The organism is Aeromonas sp. SCS5, from assembly GCF_001887375.1.
GTDB classification, from domain to species: Bacteria; Pseudomonadota; Gammaproteobacteria; order Enterobacterales; family Aeromonadaceae; genus Aeromonas; species Aeromonas jandaei.
Window position 1 is genome coordinate 282,943 of the sequence record NZ_LFCS01000006.1, and the last position, 18,280, is coordinate 301,222.

19 protein-coding genes are annotated in these 18,280 nt (G+C 57.4%); 8 read left to right on the top strand and 11 right to left on the bottom strand.

Annotated features, from left to right (window positions below; genetic code table 11):
• Positions 1-3: 3 nt before the first annotated feature.
• The 4 genes from BS300_RS09100 to dinB form a co-directional block, all read right to left on the bottom strand.
• Positions 4-642 carry an alpha/beta fold hydrolase gene (locus BS300_RS09100; RefSeq protein ID WP_071912272.1) on the bottom strand — a complete coding sequence of 213 codons (639 nt, stop codon included), beginning with the start codon at positions 640-642 and terminating at the stop codon, positions 4-6.
• On the bottom strand, positions 635-1,555 hold the full coding sequence (locus tag BS300_RS09105) for a transcriptional regulator GcvA (protein WP_005338622.1): 921 nt from the start codon (positions 1,553-1,555) through the stop codon (positions 635-637). Before BS300_RS09105 ends, BS300_RS09100 begins: the two co-directional genes overlap by 8 nt.
• A gap of 283 nt (positions 1,556-1,838) precedes the next feature.
• Positions 1,839-3,980 (bottom strand): methyl-accepting chemotaxis protein, encoded by a 2,142-nt coding sequence (locus tag BS300_RS09110; RefSeq protein ID WP_043849307.1) that lies wholly within the window; start codon positions 3,978-3,980, stop codon positions 1,839-1,841.
• 67 nt (positions 3,981-4,047) lie between these two features.
• Positions 4,048-5,103: a DNA polymerase IV gene (gene dinB / locus BS300_RS09115; RefSeq protein WP_071912446.1), complete on the bottom strand. Its 1,056-nt coding sequence runs from the start codon at positions 5,101-5,103 to the stop codon at positions 4,048-4,050.
• Between the two features lie 132 nt (positions 5,104-5,235).
• Between dinB and BS300_RS09120 the strand changes: the two genes are divergently transcribed.
• Positions 5,236-5,442, top strand: a complete 207-nt coding sequence (locus tag BS300_RS09120; protein WP_043849305.1) for a hypothetical protein — start codon at positions 5,236-5,238, stop codon at positions 5,440-5,442.
• A 111-nt stretch (positions 5,443-5,553) separates the two neighbouring features.
• Here BS300_RS09120 and BS300_RS09125 read toward each other — a convergent pair whose 3' ends face one another.
• Positions 5,554-6,114, bottom strand: a complete 561-nt coding sequence (locus BS300_RS09125) for a DJ-1 family glyoxalase III (protein WP_071912274.1) — start codon at positions 6,112-6,114, stop codon at positions 5,554-5,556.
• A gap of 31 nt (positions 6,115-6,145) precedes the next feature.
• Complete coding sequence (locus BS300_RS09130) at positions 6,146-7,087, bottom strand: 2-dehydropantoate 2-reductase (RefSeq protein ID WP_071912276.1); 942 nt, start codon at positions 7,085-7,087, stop codon at positions 6,146-6,148.
• A gap of 199 nt (positions 7,088-7,286) precedes the next feature.
• On the opposite strand from BS300_RS09130, the gene BS300_RS09135 reads away from it, so the two are divergent.
• Positions 7,287-7,769: a YajQ family cyclic di-GMP-binding protein gene (locus BS300_RS09135; protein WP_033114222.1), complete on the top strand. Its 483-nt coding sequence runs from the start codon at positions 7,287-7,289 to the stop codon at positions 7,767-7,769.
• 101 nt (positions 7,770-7,870) lie between these two features.
• Here the strand turns inward: BS300_RS09135 and BS300_RS09140 are convergent, their stop codons facing one another.
• From BS300_RS09140 to BS300_RS09160, 5 genes are all read right to left on the bottom strand, one after another.
• Positions 7,871-8,713 (bottom strand): outer membrane protein OmpK, encoded by an 843-nt coding sequence (locus BS300_RS09140; RefSeq protein ID WP_043849302.1) that lies wholly within the window; start codon positions 8,711-8,713, stop codon positions 7,871-7,873.
• A gap of 156 nt (positions 8,714-8,869) precedes the next feature.
• Entirely contained in the window at positions 8,870-10,243 is a 1,374-nt protein-coding gene (locus tag BS300_RS09145) for an AmpG family muropeptide MFS transporter (RefSeq protein WP_071912278.1), read from the bottom strand.
• A 164-nt stretch (positions 10,244-10,407) separates the two neighbouring features.
• A complete protein-coding gene (locus BS300_RS09150; RefSeq protein ID WP_071912280.1) occupies positions 10,408-10,983 on the bottom strand; it encodes a peptidylprolyl isomerase in 576 nt (191 codons plus the stop codon).
• Positions 10,984-10,985: 2 nt separating this feature from the next.
• Entirely contained in the window at positions 10,986-11,570 is a 585-nt protein-coding gene (locus BS300_RS09155; protein WP_005349692.1) for a YajG family lipoprotein, read from the bottom strand.
• 17 nt (positions 11,571-11,587) lie between these two features.
• Complete coding sequence (locus BS300_RS09160; protein ID WP_071912282.1) at positions 11,588-12,721, bottom strand: methyltransferase; 1,134 nt, start codon at positions 12,719-12,721, stop codon at positions 11,588-11,590.
• 206 nt (positions 12,722-12,927) lie between these two features.
• Here BS300_RS09160 and BS300_RS09165 point away from each other — a divergent pair, with 206 nt between their 5' ends.
• The 6 genes from BS300_RS09165 to nqrE all read left to right on the top strand — a co-directional run bounded on the left by BS300_RS09165 (position 12,928) and on the right by nqrE (position 18,259).
• Positions 12,928-13,242, top strand: a complete 315-nt coding sequence (locus tag BS300_RS09165) for a BolA/IbaG family iron-sulfur metabolism protein (protein ID WP_071912284.1) — start codon at positions 12,928-12,930, stop codon at positions 13,240-13,242.
• Positions 13,243-13,679: 437 nt separating this feature from the next.
• A complete protein-coding gene (locus BS300_RS09170; protein WP_041208046.1) occupies positions 13,680-15,023 on the top strand; it encodes a Na(+)-translocating NADH-quinone reductase subunit A in 1,344 nt (447 codons plus the stop codon).
• Between the two features lie 3 nt (positions 15,024-15,026).
• Positions 15,027-16,256 (top strand): NADH:ubiquinone reductase (Na(+)-transporting) subunit B, encoded by a 1,230-nt coding sequence (locus tag BS300_RS09175; protein ID WP_071912286.1) that lies wholly within the window; start codon positions 15,027-15,029, stop codon positions 16,254-16,256.
• Complete coding sequence (locus tag BS300_RS09180) at positions 16,246-17,034, top strand: Na(+)-translocating NADH-quinone reductase subunit C (RefSeq protein WP_041208044.1); 789 nt, start codon at positions 16,246-16,248, stop codon at positions 17,032-17,034. Before BS300_RS09175 ends, BS300_RS09180 begins: the two co-directional genes overlap by 11 nt.
• Complete coding sequence (locus BS300_RS09185; protein ID WP_033114212.1) at positions 17,027-17,659, top strand: NADH:ubiquinone reductase (Na(+)-transporting) subunit D; 633 nt, start codon at positions 17,027-17,029, stop codon at positions 17,657-17,659. The genes BS300_RS09180 and BS300_RS09185 overlap by 8 nt, the downstream gene beginning before the upstream one ends.
• A 3-nt stretch (positions 17,660-17,662) precedes the next feature.
• Positions 17,663-18,259 (top strand): NADH:ubiquinone reductase (Na(+)-transporting) subunit E, encoded by a 597-nt coding sequence (nqrE, locus tag BS300_RS09190; RefSeq protein ID WP_041208043.1) that lies wholly within the window; start codon positions 17,663-17,665, stop codon positions 18,257-18,259.
• Positions 18,260-18,280 lie beyond the last annotated feature (21 nt).

Here is an 18,280-nt window from a genome sequence, read left to right on the forward strand (position 1 = left end):
GCGTCAACCCGGCGCCGGCACAACACCAACGAATTGCCGTATCCGGCTGGCGGACTGTTGCAGATTATCCTGCTCGCAAAGACCACTGCTCTTTCTCGGCTTGAAACCATGATCACCATCGGTCAGCCAGTGGACCGATACGGCGGATGAGAAAGGAAAATCGGCCAGTTCGACGCGAGAACCGAAAGTATCGCGCTCCCCTTGCAGCAGCAGGGTCGGCGTCTTGATCTGCTTGAGAACCTCGCCCCGCCAGCGGTCGGGCCGAGCCGGGGGGTGGAAAGGATACCCGAGAATGAGCAAACCTGCAGCATTCATCTCGCAATAGATCTCGTCACTGATCTCGGCCGCCATCCGCCCTCCCATCGACTTGCCAGCCAGAAACAGCCGGGGATGGGCAAATTCCCGCACCATCTCGCGCCAGTGGGCAAGCAAGACGGGTTGCCGGTCTGGCGGGCGACACTTGCCATCCTGAGCCCGCTTGCTCATATAGGGAAAGTTGAAGCGCACCACCTCGATATCCGGCCCGGCCAGCAGACGCGACAGCTCGGCGAGAAAGGCGTGTTCCATTCCGGCGCCGGCACCATGTGCCAATAAAATGCGAACGGGGGCATCAACTGCCCCCTCACGGATCACCTCATGCATCGGCGAGTCGCGCTCTGCGGCGGGCCTCTTCCTGCTCCACCAGCTCCAGCATCCAGTCGCGGAAGGCTACGATCTTGCCCTGATCGGACTGCTGCTCCTGACAAACCAGATAGAAGGCATTTTTGCTCACCAGCACCTGCTCGAACGGACAGATGAGGCGGCCAGCCTCAATCTCGGGCTGAGCCAGCACGCTGTGGCCAAGCGCCACCCCCTGACCGTGGATCGCCGCCTGGATCACCATGGTGGAGTGGCTGAAGATGGGGCCCTGATTGACGTTGGGCGCATCGATATCGAGCTGGCGGAACCACGCCTTCCAGTCGCGGCGGGAAGTGTCGTGCAACAAGGTGTGCAAGGTCAGATCCTGCGGAGTGCGCAGTGGCTTCGGGCCAGTCAGCAGCAAGGGGGAGCAGACGGGGATCAGGTATTCGGTGTGAAGCTTGTCCGAGCGCAGACCCGGCCAGTTGCCACGGCCGTAGTAGATAGCCACATCAACATCATCGGTCAGTGAGCCTTCATCCAGATCGACCGCCTTGATCCGCACATCGATGTCGGGATGGCGCTCGCTGAACTTCACCAGCCGCGGCACCAGCCACTGGATGGCAAAACTCGGCTGCAGGCTCACCGTCAGCGCCCCTTTGGCGCTGCGTGCCAGCAGCTTGTCGGTCGCTTCCGAGATGGAGGCAAAGATATCCTTGATATCGAGGAAGTAGCCCTGCCCCTCTTCCGTCAACAGCAGGGAGCGGTTCTTGCGGCGGAACAGCTTGATGCCAAGATACTCCTCCAGCGCCTTGATCTGATGACTGATGGCAGCCTGGGTAACGAACAGCTCTTCCGCAGCCCGGGTAAAGCTTAAGTGACGAGCCGCAGCTTCGAACGCCTTGAGGGCATTGAGCGGGGGTAAACGACGAGACATGACACCAGCCGACGATGAGTTTTTCTAATGGGGCGCATTATAATTTGTCGGTTGCGGGTCGACCAGTGAATAAACATAATTCGCCCAGCAATCAGTCGCCATATGGCTCACATTTTCTACTACATGTTGGTTTGCATGGGTTTTTCGTGAGTCGTTCGACTGTGATTGTGGTGTTGTGTTTCTTCCTCTGCGGGAAGAGGGGTTTAAATCTTATCGATTTGACCCAGTCTGTCATCTGAATGTGTTTGGCGCCTCCTGTCGGATGGCGCCTTTTTTCATTCCCCTACACCTTGAACTGACCCACCAGTTGCTGCTGCTTGTCGGCCAGCGCCGACAATTCGCGACCATTTTCGGCGGAAGTCGCAGCCTCGGCGCGGATGGTGTGGCTCACATCGCGAATGTTGCTGACGTTGCGGTTGATCTCGTCTGCTACCCTGCTCTGCTCCTGCGCCGCCCGTGCTATCTGCTCGTTCATCTGGTGGATGGTGGAGACCGATTGGATGATCTGCTCCAGTACCCGCACCGAGAGATCGACCTTGCCCAGCGTCTGGTCAGCCTGACCATGACCATCGTGGATTGCCTTGACCACGGCCCCGGTGCCGGACTGCAACTCGCTGATCAATTTCTGGATCTCGACAATCGCATTCTGGGTTCGTCCCGCCAGATTGCGCACCTCGTCAGCCACCACGGCAAAACCACGACCCTGTTCACCAGCTCGCGCAGCCTCGATGGCCGCATTGAGCGCCAGCAGGTTGGTCTGCTCCGCAATCCCCTGGATCACGGTGAGAATATCATTGATGTTGTCACTGTTGGCGGAGAGCCGTTCAACCACCGGCAGGGCATTGTTGATGATGGCCATCAGCTTGCGCATTGCCTCCTGGGTATCGGCCACCACATATTTGCCCTCTTGGGCAGCCGCGTCGGTTTCATTGGCCGCAGCCACCGCCGAGGAAGCGTTGCCGGAAACCTGCAGAGCCGTTGCGCTGAGCTCTTCAAAGGCAGTAGCGACCAGATCGACCTCCTGATACTGGGTCTGCATGCCGCTGCTGGTGCGCTCGGCAACGTGAGCCGCCTGCTCAGCACTGGTACGCGTTCCTTCTACCGTGGCGATGACCTGACTGATGGTCGATTGCAGCTTGTTGAGGAAGCTGTTGAACCACTTGGCCAGCTCGCCAATCTCGTCCTGACGATGGATTTCGATGCGCTGGGTCAAGTCCCCTTCACCAGTGGCAATATCCTTGAGTCGGGCAACCACGGCACGGATGGGGGCAACGATTTGACGGGCCATCAGCCAGATAAAGCTCAAGGCCAGCAAGGAGATAAGCGCGCCAATCCCGAGCTGGGTGGCGACGCTGCGGCTCGATTCACTGGCGAGATCCTCTTGCAGCTGCTGGGCCGATGCGAGCACCACGGCTCGGGGCAATTCGATATAGATGCCCCACTTGCGATCGGTACCACGCATGGTCACGGGGACAAAGGTTTGCAGTATGGAGCCGTCGCTACTCCAGCGGCTCAGCTCCTGCCCTTGATTGAGCCACCCTTTCAGGTCAGCAGCCAGCCCCTGATACTTCTGATCCAGCGCTCGCCCCAGCGTGACATCGAATTGATCAGCACCTGCCACGCGCCCTTCATGACTGACCAGCAAGATCCTGCCTTTACCGTCATAGAGCTCCTTGTCCATGGTGGAAACCAGATTCTGCAATGCAGTCAAAGAGATATCGACGCCAACCATCCCCAGCAAGTTGCCGTTATCCAGCAAAGGGGTGGTCACCGACGTGATCAGAACCTTTTTATCGCCGACGTCATCCAGATATGGTTCAAGCAGGCAGAGCGCCTTGGTGCGAATGCTGCAACGATACCACTCGTTTTCAACGCCGCCAGATGCGGTCGGTGTTTCGTCAGCCAGCACATCCTCGTTTTGCACTTCAGGCACCAGCTTGCCGTTGTCATAGGCCCAATAGGTTGAGAAACGCCCTTTGTCATTGGAGCCAATCTCGCTGGAGCCCTGATAGTTGCTGTCCTCTCCGTCCAGCTGATCGGGTTCAAACACAGCGTAAACGCCGAGCAGATTGGTGGAAGAGGCTGCGGCATCGTGCAGCTGCTGGTTGATAGCGCCACGTAGCGCCTCGGAGTGAACAAAGTTGTCGGCCGCATTCTTGCGCTGGAACAGCACATTTTCAGCAAGCAGAGTAGCCCGGAAATAGGCCTCGTCCAGATAACTGGTCACCTTGGCAGCCTGCTCCGCTCCCATCGCTTTCATCCAGTTTTCTGCCGATTGCTGCGCCTCGTGCATTGTTGCTTGTCGCACTTGCGCCTGCATCTTGTTGGCATTGTAAAGAGATGAAGCAACCAGAGCGGCTGCGGTAACCAACAAACAACAACCGGCAATCAGGGTGATCCGACCCTGGACAGAAAGAGCACTCATGCCAATATTCCTAACGTCATAGCGATATGGATAGTTTATCGACTTTATAAACAAAAACTTAACTATCTCAGAGCAAATCCAGCGATAGTTGGTTAACTTCTCCCTCTTTCGGCAAACCCACCACCAACCCCAGTAGACGTACCGGACGCCCTTGCGCCCGCAGCAACCCCTCTTTCAATAAGGGTATGAACAACTCGGCCTGATATCCTCCCTGGCTGCGATAAACTGTTGTCTGGTGAAAATCGGCAAATTTGAGCTTGATCCCCTGCCCCATAAGCTGTTCTGCCGGGCAGACCTGCTGAAAGCGGCGCTCCAGCTCGGGTAACAGTCGATTTAGCACCTCCGTGCAGGCCAATTCATCACAGAGATCGCTTGCCAATGTGGTTTCCACGCCCACCGTCTTGCGAACCCGCAGTGCCTGTACCGGCTCTTCATCCAGACCCCAGATGCGGCTCGTCAACATCTCTCCCAGCTTGCCAAACCGGCTTTGCAACTCTTCAGGCGCCAGAGCGCGGGCATCTTCACAAGTGAACAGACCTTGCGCCTCCAGCCTTTCTGCCGTCTTGCGCCCGACGCCGGGCAACTTGCCAAGAGGAAGCAGGCAGGTAAACGCCTCCACCTCGTCAGGGCGGATAATGAACAGACCATCCGGTTTGCGCTGCTCCGAGGCGAGCTTGGCCAGAAACTTGTTTGGCGCGACCCCAGCCGACGCGGTCAGCCCCAGTTCGGTGACGATGGCATGCCGGATCTCCCTGGCCATCAGGGTGGCACTACCGCAGCAGCAACGACTGTGAGTGACATCGAGATAAGCCTCATCCAGCGACAAGGGCTCCACCTGATCGGTATAGCGATGAAAAATGGCTCTTAACTGACGGGAAATATCCTTGTAGAGCGCCATCCTTCCCGGCAACAGCACCAGCGGCGGACAGAGCTTTTTCGCCAGCGCGGTGGGCATGGCCGAGCGCACACCAAAGCGACGGGCAACATAATTGCAGGTCGAAATGACGCCACGCCGCTCGGACGCCCCCCCTATCGCCAGCGGTACTTCCCGCAATGCGGGGTTATCCCGCATCTCCACCGCAGCAAAAAAGCAGTCCATGTCGATATGGATGATTTTGCGCATACCACTGTATAAATAAACAGACATCACATCATATTACTGCAAGCCCGGGAGGAGCTCTATCTCAATCAATGGCTGCGTTCCTGTTAGACTCCAAAGAGACCTCATCAATCACTGCAACAAGGAGTGTTGGCAATGAAATACCTCTGGTTGGGACTCTGTCTGCTGCCACTCGCCGGGATCGGCAAAAACAATCCGACCGCCGAGTGCCGTTGGCTCTACGATCGCATCGCGGCACTGGAACAAGCCATCAAGAAGGGGGACAAGCTGGGCACGCAGGAAGAGCTCTCCCGCTGGCGCACCGAGTTCAAAGAGAAACAGTGCAAAGAGTACGACTACTGACCCGGGGTATCGTTCGTGCATAGAAGAACGGGCCCCTGCCGATATGGCAGGGGCCCGTTGTCAGACAAGATGAGAGCGCAGCTAAAGGCTCATGAAGCAGATAACCCTTGGCTAAGGCAACACCATGGGCGCTGCAACCGCCGCAGCCAGCTCATCACTACGCAGCACCCGCACCAGTTCGAGGGCAAACTCGATGGCGCTTCCCGGCCCCTGACTGGTGATCAGGCGATGCACCTCATCCCTCACGACCCAGGCAGTAGAGAGCTGCGTTGCCGGTAACCGAGCCTGAAAAGCGGGGTGACAGGTCACGCAAGCCTCATCCAGCAAGCCATGGTGGTGCAGCACGACGGCAGGAGCCGCGCAGATGGCAGCTCGCCAGCGACCCGCGCTTGCCTGCGCTCTGAGCAGCTCGATAGCAAGCGGGGTATCGCGGATCACTTCGCTGCCAGGCAGGCCACCCGGCACCACGATAGCCTCGAAATCACGATGAGCCAGCTCATCGATATGGCAGTCGGCCACCAGCTGGACCCCGCGCGATGCCTTGATCTGGCGCTCGCCAAGCGGGCAACAGGAGGCCAACACCACCTCAATCTGAGCACGCACCAGGGTATCGACAATCGCCACCGTCTCGATCTCTTCCGACCCGGGCGCCACCAGAACCAGTACGCTCATCTTTGCCTCCTTGCTGTTGACCTCGTCAGAGTCAGGCTGTCTGACTCTTCTCTTTGACCGCCTGATAGAGTCCCTGATTGACTGGGACCGCGATGCCATGCTCGGCCGCTTTGGCCAGGAGGAATCCGGTGATCGCTTCAATCTCGGTCTCTCGACCCAGCTCCATATCCTGACACATGGAGGAGTAGTTGTCGGCTGTCAGCTCGACCACTGTCATCACCCGGCGCAGCAACTCTTCAGCGGTCGTCGCAATGCCTTGTGCGCTCATCACATCGGCCACCTCGACGCAAACCTGCTGCAGTGCATCGGCAAAACGGGGGCCTGCCAGCTCGCCATTTTTCAGCTTGTGCAACGCAGTCAGCGGGTTGATGGCGCAGTTGATGGCCAGCTTTTGCCACTGACGCTGCAAAATCTGCTCATCCCAACCGGCCTGACCGAGCGCCAGTGCCAGTTCGTCAGCCAGAGCGGCATGTGCCCTGGCGGCCTCATTGACCGGCCCGAGCCAGGTTTCGCCCTTGCCGGTGTGGCGAAACACGAAATGGCCCAGCTGCATGGCACCATGGCTGGTCACACCGGCAATAACCGGATTGTGGGGGAACATGGCAACAACCTGCTCGGCAATCCCCATGCCGTTGTGCAGCAATATGATGGGCACTCCGGCATCCAGCTTGCCAACCAGCGGCGCCAGGGCGGCCACCACCTGACTGGCTTTGGTCATCACCAGCAGACGCTTGATCTTGCCCGGTTTGCTGGCGAAACCACGCTCGATATTGAGCAGCTGAACGTGCCCTTCCAGCGAGGTGAAATCAAACCCCGGATGCAGGGTGGATTGATGATGCTCGCGCAACAACACTCGGGTTGACTGACCGCTTTGGGTCAACAGGGAGGCAAAAACGCCGCCGAGAGCACCGCAACCCAATATGGACCATTGAGTGGTGGCAGGCTGTCGGGAATTCTTTAATCCGCTTGGCATGGTGTGACTCTGTCAGGGTAAGGGTTGCAATCCTCTCAACCTGTTACCGGGGATAAGTGAAGCTGTCGCTGGCGGACACTATCGGGTCCACCCATCCTGTGCGCACAGGATTCTAGCAGAGCAGCCCCATCAAAATCAGCAAATTTGCCTTATTTCTGGTAGATTTGGCCCCCGATAACGCAACATGAGGAGCCCGGCTATGCCGTCATTCGATATTGTCTCTGAAGTCAAAATGAACGAGGTGTTGAACGCCGTCGACAACGCCAATCGTGAACTGGCCACCCGTTTCGATTTTCGTGGGGTAGAAGCCAGCTTCGAGTTGAACAAGGAAGAGGTCAAGCTGGAGGCAGATGCCGATTTCCAGCTCAAGCAGATGGTTGAAATCCTGCGTGGCGCCCTGCTCAAGCGCAATATCGAAAACAGCTCGATGGACGTGGGCGATTCCGTTCACTCCGGCAAGCGTTTCCACCTGACCGTCAAGTTCAAGCAGGGGATCGACAAGGAAGTGGCCAAGAAGCTGGTCAAACTGATCAAAGATTCCAAGATCAAGGTGCAGGCTGCCATCCAGGGTGATGAAGTGCGCGTCACCGGCAAGAAGCGTGACGACCTGCAAGAGGTGATGGCGATGGTGCGTGGCGCCGAGCTGGGCCAGCCGATGCAGTTCCAGAATTTCCGCGACTAAATAATGCTGTTGCGTGGCGCCGCTACCGAGCATGTCACGCAATAAGCGCGAAAATAAAAAACCGGAGCCAAGGCTCCGGTTTTTTTGTTCCTCAAGTTTGATTAGAACTTGTAGGTAACGTCGAAGTAGTGGCTGAAGCCAGAGCTCTTCCACGGAGTACCGTCGAATGCAGTGGAGCCATCTTTGTTGCCATAGGCATCCATGAAGTACTTCAGGCCGTAACCGACAGCGAAGCGGTCAGAGTGCCAGTAGATACCGTGGAAGGTAGCCAGGTTGTCAGTGGTACGATCGGCACGGTTATAGGTATCCAGATCGAACTGATAGTCCAGGTAACCTTGGTAGGATACGAAGCTGCCGTTACCGAAGGTGTAGAAAGGTTTGAACCAGTTCATGGAGAACTGATAACCGTTCCAGGAGTTCTCTTCTTGTCTGAAGAACTGGTTCTCGTTGGAGTAACGAGCGTACAGGTTCATGCCAACCTTGCCGAACCAAGGAACCATGACATCAGCGCCCAGACCGATCTGGTTTTCCATCTGACCGTCAGCGATGTTGTTCAGGTTGGCAATGTAGAGCTCTTGCACAGGACCAAAGGAGAGGTCTTTGCCAGTCAGGGCATCCAGAGACAGACGCGGAGCAAACTTCATGAACAGGTTCTGGCCGCCATGCTTGTCGCTATGCTTGTTGTCGAGGATGTCGAAAATATCGACATAACCATACAGATCAAACATGCCGGAACGACCACCGAACTCCATTTCCAGATAGGTGTCGTTGTAATCTTTCTGGCCAGCAGTGAACGGACGCTGGTCGATGGTGTGCATTACGTTGAACTGCATCCACTTGAAGTCGTTCTTGTGGATGTCACCGCTGTAGTCAGCAGCGAAGGCCGGAGTGGCAGCAGCAGCCATCAGGCCGGCAGCGATCAGAGTCTTGGTAAATTTGGCCATTTTATTGGTCTCTTGTGCGTTAGTTGAGGTTTTCCGTAGCCTGCCCACAAGGAGCGAAAGGAATTCTAATCAAATAAAATAGGGGGAGAAACAACTTCTCGGGAACTTTATCCGGAAGTGTGAATCTAATCACCCCCGATTCTACGCAAACGCTTGCTATTTGTCAGCCGCTGAGAGCAACGCACTCCCCTTTCTGGCTACCAGCACAATCAACAACAACACAGGCAAGCCCAATAAACTGGTTCCGACAAAGAAGGCACTGTAGCCAATCTGCTCCACAATTTGTCCGGAAAAACCGGCCAGCAGTTTGGGCAACAACAACATTACGGAGCTGAACAGGGCGTACTGGGTCGCCGAAAAGGCGACATTGGTAAGGCTCGAGAGATAGGTGACAAAGGCAGCGGTCGCGATACCGGCGCTGAGGTTGTCGAGGGAAATTATCAGCGTCAGCAGCTCCAGATTGTGGCCCACCTGATGGAGCAGCGCGAACAGCAGGTTGGTACTGGCAGTGAGCAGCGCGCCAAGAAACAAAATGCGCAAGGTGCCAAACCGCATCACCAGCACGCCACCCACGGCTGCCCCCACCAGCGTCATGATCACCCCGAACACCTTGGTTATGGTGGCCACTTCTGTCTTGCTGAACTGCATGTCCACATAGAAGCTGTTGGACATCACCCCCATCACCACATCGGCAACCCGATAACAGGCGATAAGCGCCAGGATCAGCATTGCCGAGTGACCATAGCGACGGAAGAAGTCGGCAAAGGGGCTCCAGACCGCCTCATAACCCCAGGCACCGGCACTGGCCAGCGGTGCAGGCCAGCCACGGGCCAGTAACAGCGCCTTGCGCTCCCTCTGCTGCTGGCTCTGTCCCGCCAGATCGATCTCCGGTTCGTGACACAAGAGGGTGGTAATCACCCCAAGGGACATCAGCGCAGCCATCAGCAGATAGGTCACCTGCCAGCCGTGATAGTCATACCCGCTGTTGCTGCCAAACCAGGCCGCCAGAGCCAGTGCGCCGGCACCGGCGATGATCATAGCCAACCGGTAACCGGTCATGTAGGAGGCCGCCATCGCCGCCTGCAGCCGCTCCGGTGCCGACTCGATGCGATAGGCGTCGATCACGATATCCTGCGTCGCTGAAGCAAACGCCACCAGCAGGGCGAACAACGCCAGCTGGGTCAAACCACTCTTGGGATCACAAAACGCCATACCGACCAGCGCCCCGGCGATCAGCAGCTGGGAGAAGAGCATCCAGCTGCGGCGACGCCCCAGCAGGGTAGAGAGCAGTGGCAGCGGCATGCGATCCACCAGTGGCGACCACAGCCACTTGAAGCCATAGGCCAGTGCCACCCAGCTCATGTAACCGATATCGGTCAGGCTGACATCCGCTTCCCGCAGCCAGTAAGAGAGGGTGCCAAAGACCAGCAACAGGGGCAGACCCGATGAGAAGCCCATGGCAAAAAGGATCAGCACTCTGGGTTCGAGATAAACGGCGAGGGACTCTCGCCAGCTCGGTTTGCGGATCATGTTGAACTACCTGACGAATCTGGGAAAAGTGCGCCATTTTGGCAGGTTGGAGCGCGATAGCCAAGGCAGGGGGATAGATGAACAAAAGGCTCACCCTGAACGGGATGAGCCTTTAAAACAGTTACCAAACCAGCCAAAGAGAGCACGGCAGGGAAAACTGGCACCTACTTCTTGGCTTTCTTCTCTACCGGGGGTTCAGCCAGCAACACCACCTTCTTCAGGATGATGGGACTGGTCGGCACATCGTTGGCACGCAGAATGGGGCTGTAGCCAGTTTGTACCTGCGCCAGCTTGTCGAGCACTTCCATCCCCTGCACCACCTGACCAAATACCGTGTAACCGGCACCGCCATCGGCGTTGAGGTTGTTGTTGTCGACCAGATTGAAATAGAACTGACGCGTGGCGCTATCGACCGCCTGGGTACGGGCCATGGCGATGGTGCCGCGCTTGTTGGGCAGGCCGCCACGGGATTCGTTGACTACCGGTTCATAGGTCGGCAGCTGCTGGAACTGCTGGTTGTACCCGCCGCCCTGCACCACGAAATCCTGGATCACCCGGTGGAAGATGCTGCTATCGTAGCTGCCATCAGCCACATAGCGCAGGAAGTTCTTCACCGTCTGCGGTGCCTGCTTGGACGCCAGCTCCACCACGATATTGCCGTGGTTGGTCTCCATTCTGACTTTCGGGCCTGCGAACGCCAGCGGGGCGATCAGCATGGCCAGCAACCAGAGTTTTTTCATCATCAGACCCCTGCACCGTTCGGTTGACCTTTCAGGTAACCACGCAGCGCATCATCCGCCATGATCTGCTGCAGCACGCTACCCAGTTGCAGGTTCAGTGTAGACTCCAGGTCGGCCATGCTTGGCTCGCTCGGGCTCTCCTTGCTGGAGGACATGTTGAACTGCTTGGTCAGACGGTTGCCCTGAAAATCGGCGATCACCTGCAGGCTGACGCGGGACTTGGTGACATAGGTAAAGGTCTTCTCTTCCACATTGACTGCGGCGTTGGAGATCACCAGCGTCAGGTTGGTGGTGCCACTGTTGCCCACTTCCAGACCCTGGCTGCGCAGACCTTCGGCCAGCCGCTCGGCCATCAGCAGGTTGAGCGGACGCTCGCTGTTGACCAGCACGGGCGCTTTCTCTTTATGTTTGATGGAGAAGACGTAGGCAGCCTCACGCTTGTCTACCCCTTCCATGGTGATGCGATTGCCAGAGTAGTATTGCTGGTTGGCGGGGATCACCTGCGGATTGAGCAGCGCCGTCTCCGGCCAATGAGTGGCACACCCGCCCAGCATCAGGGCGGCCAGCAGCAAGAGTGACTTTTTCATCATGGTTTCCTTTGGCTTTAGCGTTTGATGGCTTTCAAAATAACGAATTTGCTGTTCGACGCAACGACTTGTGCGTTGGCAAACAAGCGCTTGAGTTTGTTGTGATAGTCCAGATGACGGTTGCCTACTATCCAGAGTTCACCCCCTTGAGGCAACACCCGGTGCGCATCGCTGAACATCTGCCAGGCGATATGATCGGTGATTGCCTGCAACTGATGGAAGGGAGGATTGCAGAGGATCCGATCCGCCGAACCAGCCGCGACACCGTCGAGACAGTTGTTGACCATAAAGCGGGCGCGCGGCAGCGCATCGGCCAGATTCTGTTCCACATTGAGCCGAGCCGAGGCAACCGCCATGTAGGACTCATCGATAAAGGTCACCTCCACCTCGGGATCCCGCGCCAGCAGCGAGAGTCCCAGCACGCCGTTGCCGCAACCGAGATCGATCACCTGACGAGCGCTGTGGATGGGCAAATTGTCCAGCATAAAGCGGGCACCGATATCGAGACTGGTGCGCGAGAAGACGTTGGCATGGTTGTGGATGAGCATGTCGGTGCCCTCCAGCGGCCAAACGGTCGGAAAGGGGTTGGCCAGCGCCGGCAGGTCAGCCTGCGGCTCGCAGTGGATAAGACGCGCTTTTTTCCAGGCCAGCGAGGTACGAGTCGGCCCCAGATACTTTTCGAACAGCTTGAGGGTCGAGGTATGAATATCCTTCGCCTTGCCGGCTGCGATGACACGGGTCGCCGGTGTCACCACCTCCCGCAGCGCCAGCAGTTGCTGCTCCAGCAGCGCCTGATATTTGGAGACCTTGATTACCACCAGCGAGGGGGCAACCGGCAGCGGCGCCAGCGCATCCTGCATGGTGATCCCGCCAGCATCCAGTCCGTTCTCGGCCAGATTGGCCAGGATCCCGCGCTCGCTGATGTAGGAGTCGGTCACGCAGCAGGGAGCATGGCCATACAGAAAAGCAGTCAGCGCTCCGAAGCTGTCATTCATGATGATAACGGGGCCAGCCTGCTCGAGCGGCGCCTCCGCCAGCGTGTTGATCAGATACTCGTCTGCCGCATCCCATGCTTGCAGGGTCTCCTGGCTCAAGCGCGGATAACGGTAGAGCGTGAGCTGGCAATGGGGCGTCTCGAGAAGGGTTTGCATAGGATGGGTCCAACCTCGGCTTGATTCGGATAACAGGCGCCTGGGACGACGCAAAGTGGCGCTATTCTAGCGAGGAGCAGGAATTTCACCAGTTGCATGCGCGTCAGAGCGCTCTGCTGATGGATGATTTCCTTCGCAAGGGGGGTTATTCAGCCCCGCAACTGCCGATAGAATGGCCCGACATTCACGTTTCGGAAACAACACAGATGACCATGCAACAACTGCTCGAAGCCAAGCTGACCGCAGCTCTCTCCCCCAGCCTGCTGGAAGTGATCAACGAAAGCCACATGCATCGGGTTGAACCTGGCTCGGAGAGCCACTTCAAGGTCATCATCGTCAGTGAGCAGTTTGCCGGACAGCGCCTGCTTGCCCGCCATCGCCAGGTCAACGCCATTCTGGCCGACGAGCTGGCAGGGCCCGTTCATGCGCTGGCGCTGCACACCTACACCGGTAGCGAGTGGCAAGAGAAAGGCAATGCCCCGCGCACCCCGAGCTGTGTGGGCAAACCGTCGATCTCCTGACGGAATTGACCTCCCGATAACCTGAACATCGGCAAATAGCCATAAATTAAACAAATCCTGTGCATTCCCAGCCTTTTTGACGGGTTGGAAATGCAATTTTCCCGGACGATGTTCAAGGCTGATCCATCCAGGTCTCCCCCTCCGGTTTCCTCGACAAAGCGTAAATAAAAAACCTTTAAAACCACGAGTTACAAGGGGTTTGGCGATTATTCATTGCAGGTTAATTTTGTGATGCCACGGGGATTTTGCCCATTTGGCATGGAAAAAAATGCACCTTGAGTGGTAAACTCAGGCGCTTTTGAATGACCTCGCATGTTTAATAATCGTTGTGTCAGCCCGCCTGGCACGGCTGCAATGCCGATTCATTCAACCACCCGTCGTGATGTATTTCTCGGCGCTAACCAACCTCTCTTCCCGTAACGGTAGTGCAATTAAGTATGATTACAATCAAAAGAGGACTGGACATCCCCGTGCTGGGTGCGCCAGAGCAAGTAATCTACGATGGCCCCGCCATCACCCGTGTTGCTACACTGGGCGAGGAGTTCGTGGGGATGCGACCTACTATGTTCGTCAAAGTAGGTGATCGCGTCATCAAAGGTCAGGAGCTCTTCGAAGACAAGAAGAATCCGGGCGTTAAATTCACAGCTCCCGCCACCGGTGTGGTCTCAGAGATCAACCGTGGTGCCAAACGTGTTCTCCAGTCCGTGGTCATCGACCTGGACGGCTCCGATGAACAGGTTACCTTCGAGCACTTTGCCTCTGCCGAGCTGGCCAAGCTCGAGCGCAGCAAAGTACAGGAGATCCTGCTTGCATCCGGCCAATGGACCGCGCTGCGCACTCGTCCCTTCAGCAAAGTTCCCGCGGTAGGCACTGCCCCGCGCGCCATCTTTGTGACCGCCATGGACACCAACCCGCTGGCCGCCAACGCAGAGCTGATCATCAAGGAGCAGTCTCAGGCGTTCCTCGACGGTCTGGCCGTGCTGACTCGTCTGACCGACGGCACCGTCTATGTCTGCAAGGGCGAAGGCAGTCTGCCTCACTCTCCTCTGGCCAAGGTCAAGGAAGAGATCTTTGTTGGCCCGCATCCTGCCGGTCTGCCAGGTACCCACATCCACTTCCTGGATCCGGTCAGCAGCACCAAGGTGCAGTGGCACATCAACTATCAGGACGTGATCGCATTCGGCAAGCTGTTCACCACCGGCCAGATCTTCACTGACAAGGTGATCGCTCTGGCAGGCCCGAACGTGCTCAAGCCGCGTCTGCTGCGTACCCGCATGGGTGCCTGCATCAGCCAGCTCACCAACAACGAGCTGCGCGCTGACGAAAACCGCGTCATCTCCGGTTCTCTGCTGAGCGGTGCCAAGGCTGACGGTGTTCACGACTATCTGGGTCGCTACCACAATCAGGTTTGCGTACTGGGCGAAGGTCGCGAGAAAGAGTTCCTGGGCTGGATCAACCCCAGCGCCAACAAGTTCTCCATCACCCGCACCACCCTTTCTCATCTGATGAAGGGCAAGCTGATCAACTTCACCACCACTACCAACGGTAGTGACCGTGCCATGGTGCCTATCGGCAACTATGAGCGGGTGATGCCACTCGACATCCTGCCGACCCTGCTGCTGCGGGACATGATCTCCGGTGATACCGACGGTGCTCAGGCACTGGGTTGTCTGGAGCTGGATGAGGAAGATTTGGCCCTCTGTACTTTCGTCTGCCCCGGCAAGACCGAGTACGGCCCCATCTTGCGTGAGTGCCTGACCAAGATTGAACTGGAAGGTTAAGCGATGAGTTTCAAGCAACTTCTTGAAAAAATGGAACACCACTTCGAACCGGGTGGAAAGTACGAGAAGTACTACGCCCTGTTCGAAGCGGCGTACACCCTGTTCTATACCCCGGGTTCCGTAACCCGCAACGCCTCCCACGTTCGTGATGCGCTCGATCTGAAGCGCATGATGATCATGGTGTGGCTGGCCGTGTTCCCGGCCATGTTCTGGGGCATGTACAACGTTGGTAACCAGGCCATTGCCGCCATTGCCCACATGGGCTCGTCTGCTGGTGCCAGCAGCTGGCAATATGCCCTGGCTACCATGCTGGGTGCCTCCCTCGATCCCGCTGTTGCCGGTATTGGCAGCAAGATGATGATCGGCGCCGCCCACTTCTTCCCCATCTACCTGACCGCCTTCCTGGTCGGTGGCTTCTGGGAAGTGCTGTTCGCCATGGTACGCAAGCACGAGATCAACGAAGGCTTCTTCGTGACCTCCATCCTGTTTGCCCTGATCGTGCCGCCCGAGCTGCCCCTGTGGCAAGCTGCTCTGGGTATCACCTTCGGTGTGGTGATGGCCAAGGAAGTGTTCGGTGGTACCGGCAAAAACTTCCTGAACCCTGCTCTGGCCGGTCGTGCCTTCCTGTTCTTCGCCTACCCGGGCCAGATCTCCGGTGACGCCGTATGGGTTGCCGTCGATGGCTACTCCGGCGCAACCGCGCTGAGCCAGTGGGCACAAGGCGGCCAGATGGCACTGATCAACGGTGCAACCGGTCAGGCTATCAGCTGGATGGACGCTTTCCTGGGGAACCTGCCGGGTTCCATCGGTGAAGTCTCTACCCTGATGATCCTGCTGGGCGCAGCCATGATCGTCTACATGCGCATCGCCTCCTGGCGCATCATCGCTGGCGTGATGATCGGTATGATCGCCACCTCCCTGCTGTTCAACGTCATCGGTTCCGATACCAACCCCATGTTCAACATGCCGTGGCACTGGCATCTGGTGCTGGGTGGCTTTGCCTTCGGTATGGCCTTCATGGCAACCGACCCCGTCTCCGCCGCCTTTACCAACAAGGGCAAGTGGTGGTACGGCGCCCTGATCGGCGTAATGGTCGTGCTGGTTCGCGTAGTCAACCCGGCGTTCCCGGAAGGCATGATGCTGGCCATTCTGTTTGCAAACCTGTTTGCTCCCCTGTTTGACCACTTCGTCGCTCAGGCAAACATCAAGCGGAGGATTGCTCGTGGCGTTTAATAAAGACTCAACCTTCGGCACCATCAGCGTGGTAACCGGCCTCTGCCTGGCCTGTTCCATCGTGGTATCCGTTGCTGCCGTTGGCCTGCGTTCTACCCAAGAGGAGAACAAGGCGCTGGACAAGCAGAGCAACATTCTCTCCGTAGCCGGCGTAGACATCAGCGATGTGGCCAAGCGCGATCTGGCCAAGCTGTATGGCGACAAGATCGAAGCCCGTCTGGTAGATCTCGCCACCGGTAACTTTGTTGACGGCGATGCCGACAACTTCGATACCAAGCAGGCGGCCAAAGATCCGGCGCAAAACATCCGTCTGGCTGCTGCCGACGACAAGGCTGGTCTGCGTCAGATCTCCAAGCTGGTTCCGGTGTTCTTCGCCAAGGATGCCGAAGGCAAGATCGACAACATCATCCTGCCCATCTACGGTCAGGGTCTGTGGTCGACCATGTATGCCTTCGTCGCGGTTGCCGCTGATGGCCAGACCATCAAGGGCATCACCTACTACGACCACGGTGAAACCCCGGGTCTGGGCGGTGAAATCGAGAATCCGGCCTGGCGCGAGCTGTTTGTCGGCAAGAAGCTGTTCGATCAGGATGGCATGCCGGCGCTGCGCGTCATCAAGGGTCACGCCCCGGCGGGCTCCGAGCACGAGATCGACGGTCTCTCCGGTGCCACTCTGACCGGTAACGGCGTACAGCATACCTTCGACTTCTGGATGGGTCCCAAGGGCTTCGGTCCTTTCCTGGCCAAGGTTCGTGCAGGAGAAATCAACAATGGCTGACAAGAGCGAAATGAAAAAGTTGCTGTTGACCCCTGTGCTGGGCAACAACCCCATCGCCTTGCAGGTGCTGGGTGTCTGTTCTGCACTCGCGGTTACCAGCCAGATGAAGACAGCGTTTGTAATGACCCTCGCGGTTATGGCGGTCACCGCCTTCTCAAACCTGTTCATCTCTCTGATCCGCAACCAGATCCCGAACAGCGTGCGGATCATTGCCCAGATGGCCATCATCGCTTCGCTGGTTATCGTGGTTGACCAGGTGCTCAAGGCCTATGCCTATGACATCTCCAAGCAGCTGTCGGTCTTCGTCGGCCTCATCATCACCAACTGTATCGTGATGGGTCGTGCCGAAGCCTACGCCATGAAGAGCGCGCCGCTCCCCTCCTTCCTGGATGGTATCGGCAACGGTCTGGGCTATGGCGCCATTCTGCTGAGCGTCGCTACCGTGCGTGAACTGCTGGGCTCCGGCACCTGGTTCGGCATCGAGCTGCTGCCGCTGGTGAACAACGGTGGCTGGTATGTACCCAACGGTCTGCTGCTGCTGCCGCCGAGTGCATTCTTCATCATTGGTCTGATCATCTGGGGCGTTCGCACCAAGGATCCCAAGCAGGTGGAGGCGAAGGATTAAGGTATGGAACACTATCTGAGTCTGTTGATTAAATCGATCTTCATCGAAAACCTGGCACTCTCCTTCTTCCTGGGGATGTGTACCTTCCTGGCAGTGTCCAAGAAGGTCAAGACCTCCATGGGTCTTGGTATTGCCGTTATCGTGGTGCAAACCATCGCCGTACCGGTCAACAACCTGATCTACAACTACGTGCTGAAGGCAGGTGCCCTCTCCCCTGATCTGGATCTGAGCTTCCTGAGCTTCATCACCTTCATCGGGGTGATCGCGGCGCTGGTGCAGATCCTGGAGATGGCGCTGGACAAGTACTTCCCGGCTCTCTACAACGCCCTGGGTATCTTCCTGCCGCTCATCACCGTGAACTGCGCCATCTTCGGTGGCGTCTCCTTCATGGTGCAGCGTGACTACAACTTCATGGAGTCTGTGGTCTACGGCGTGGGTTCAGGTGCAGGCTGGATGCTGGCGATCGTTGCGCTGGCAGGTATCCGCGAGAAGATGAAGTACTCCGATGTTCCGGAAGGCCTGCGTGGTCTGGGCATCACCTTCATCACTGCCGGCCTGATGGCGCTGGGCTTTATGTCCTTCTCTGGTATCTCCCTGTAATCGGCTTTCCTGCAATCAGAA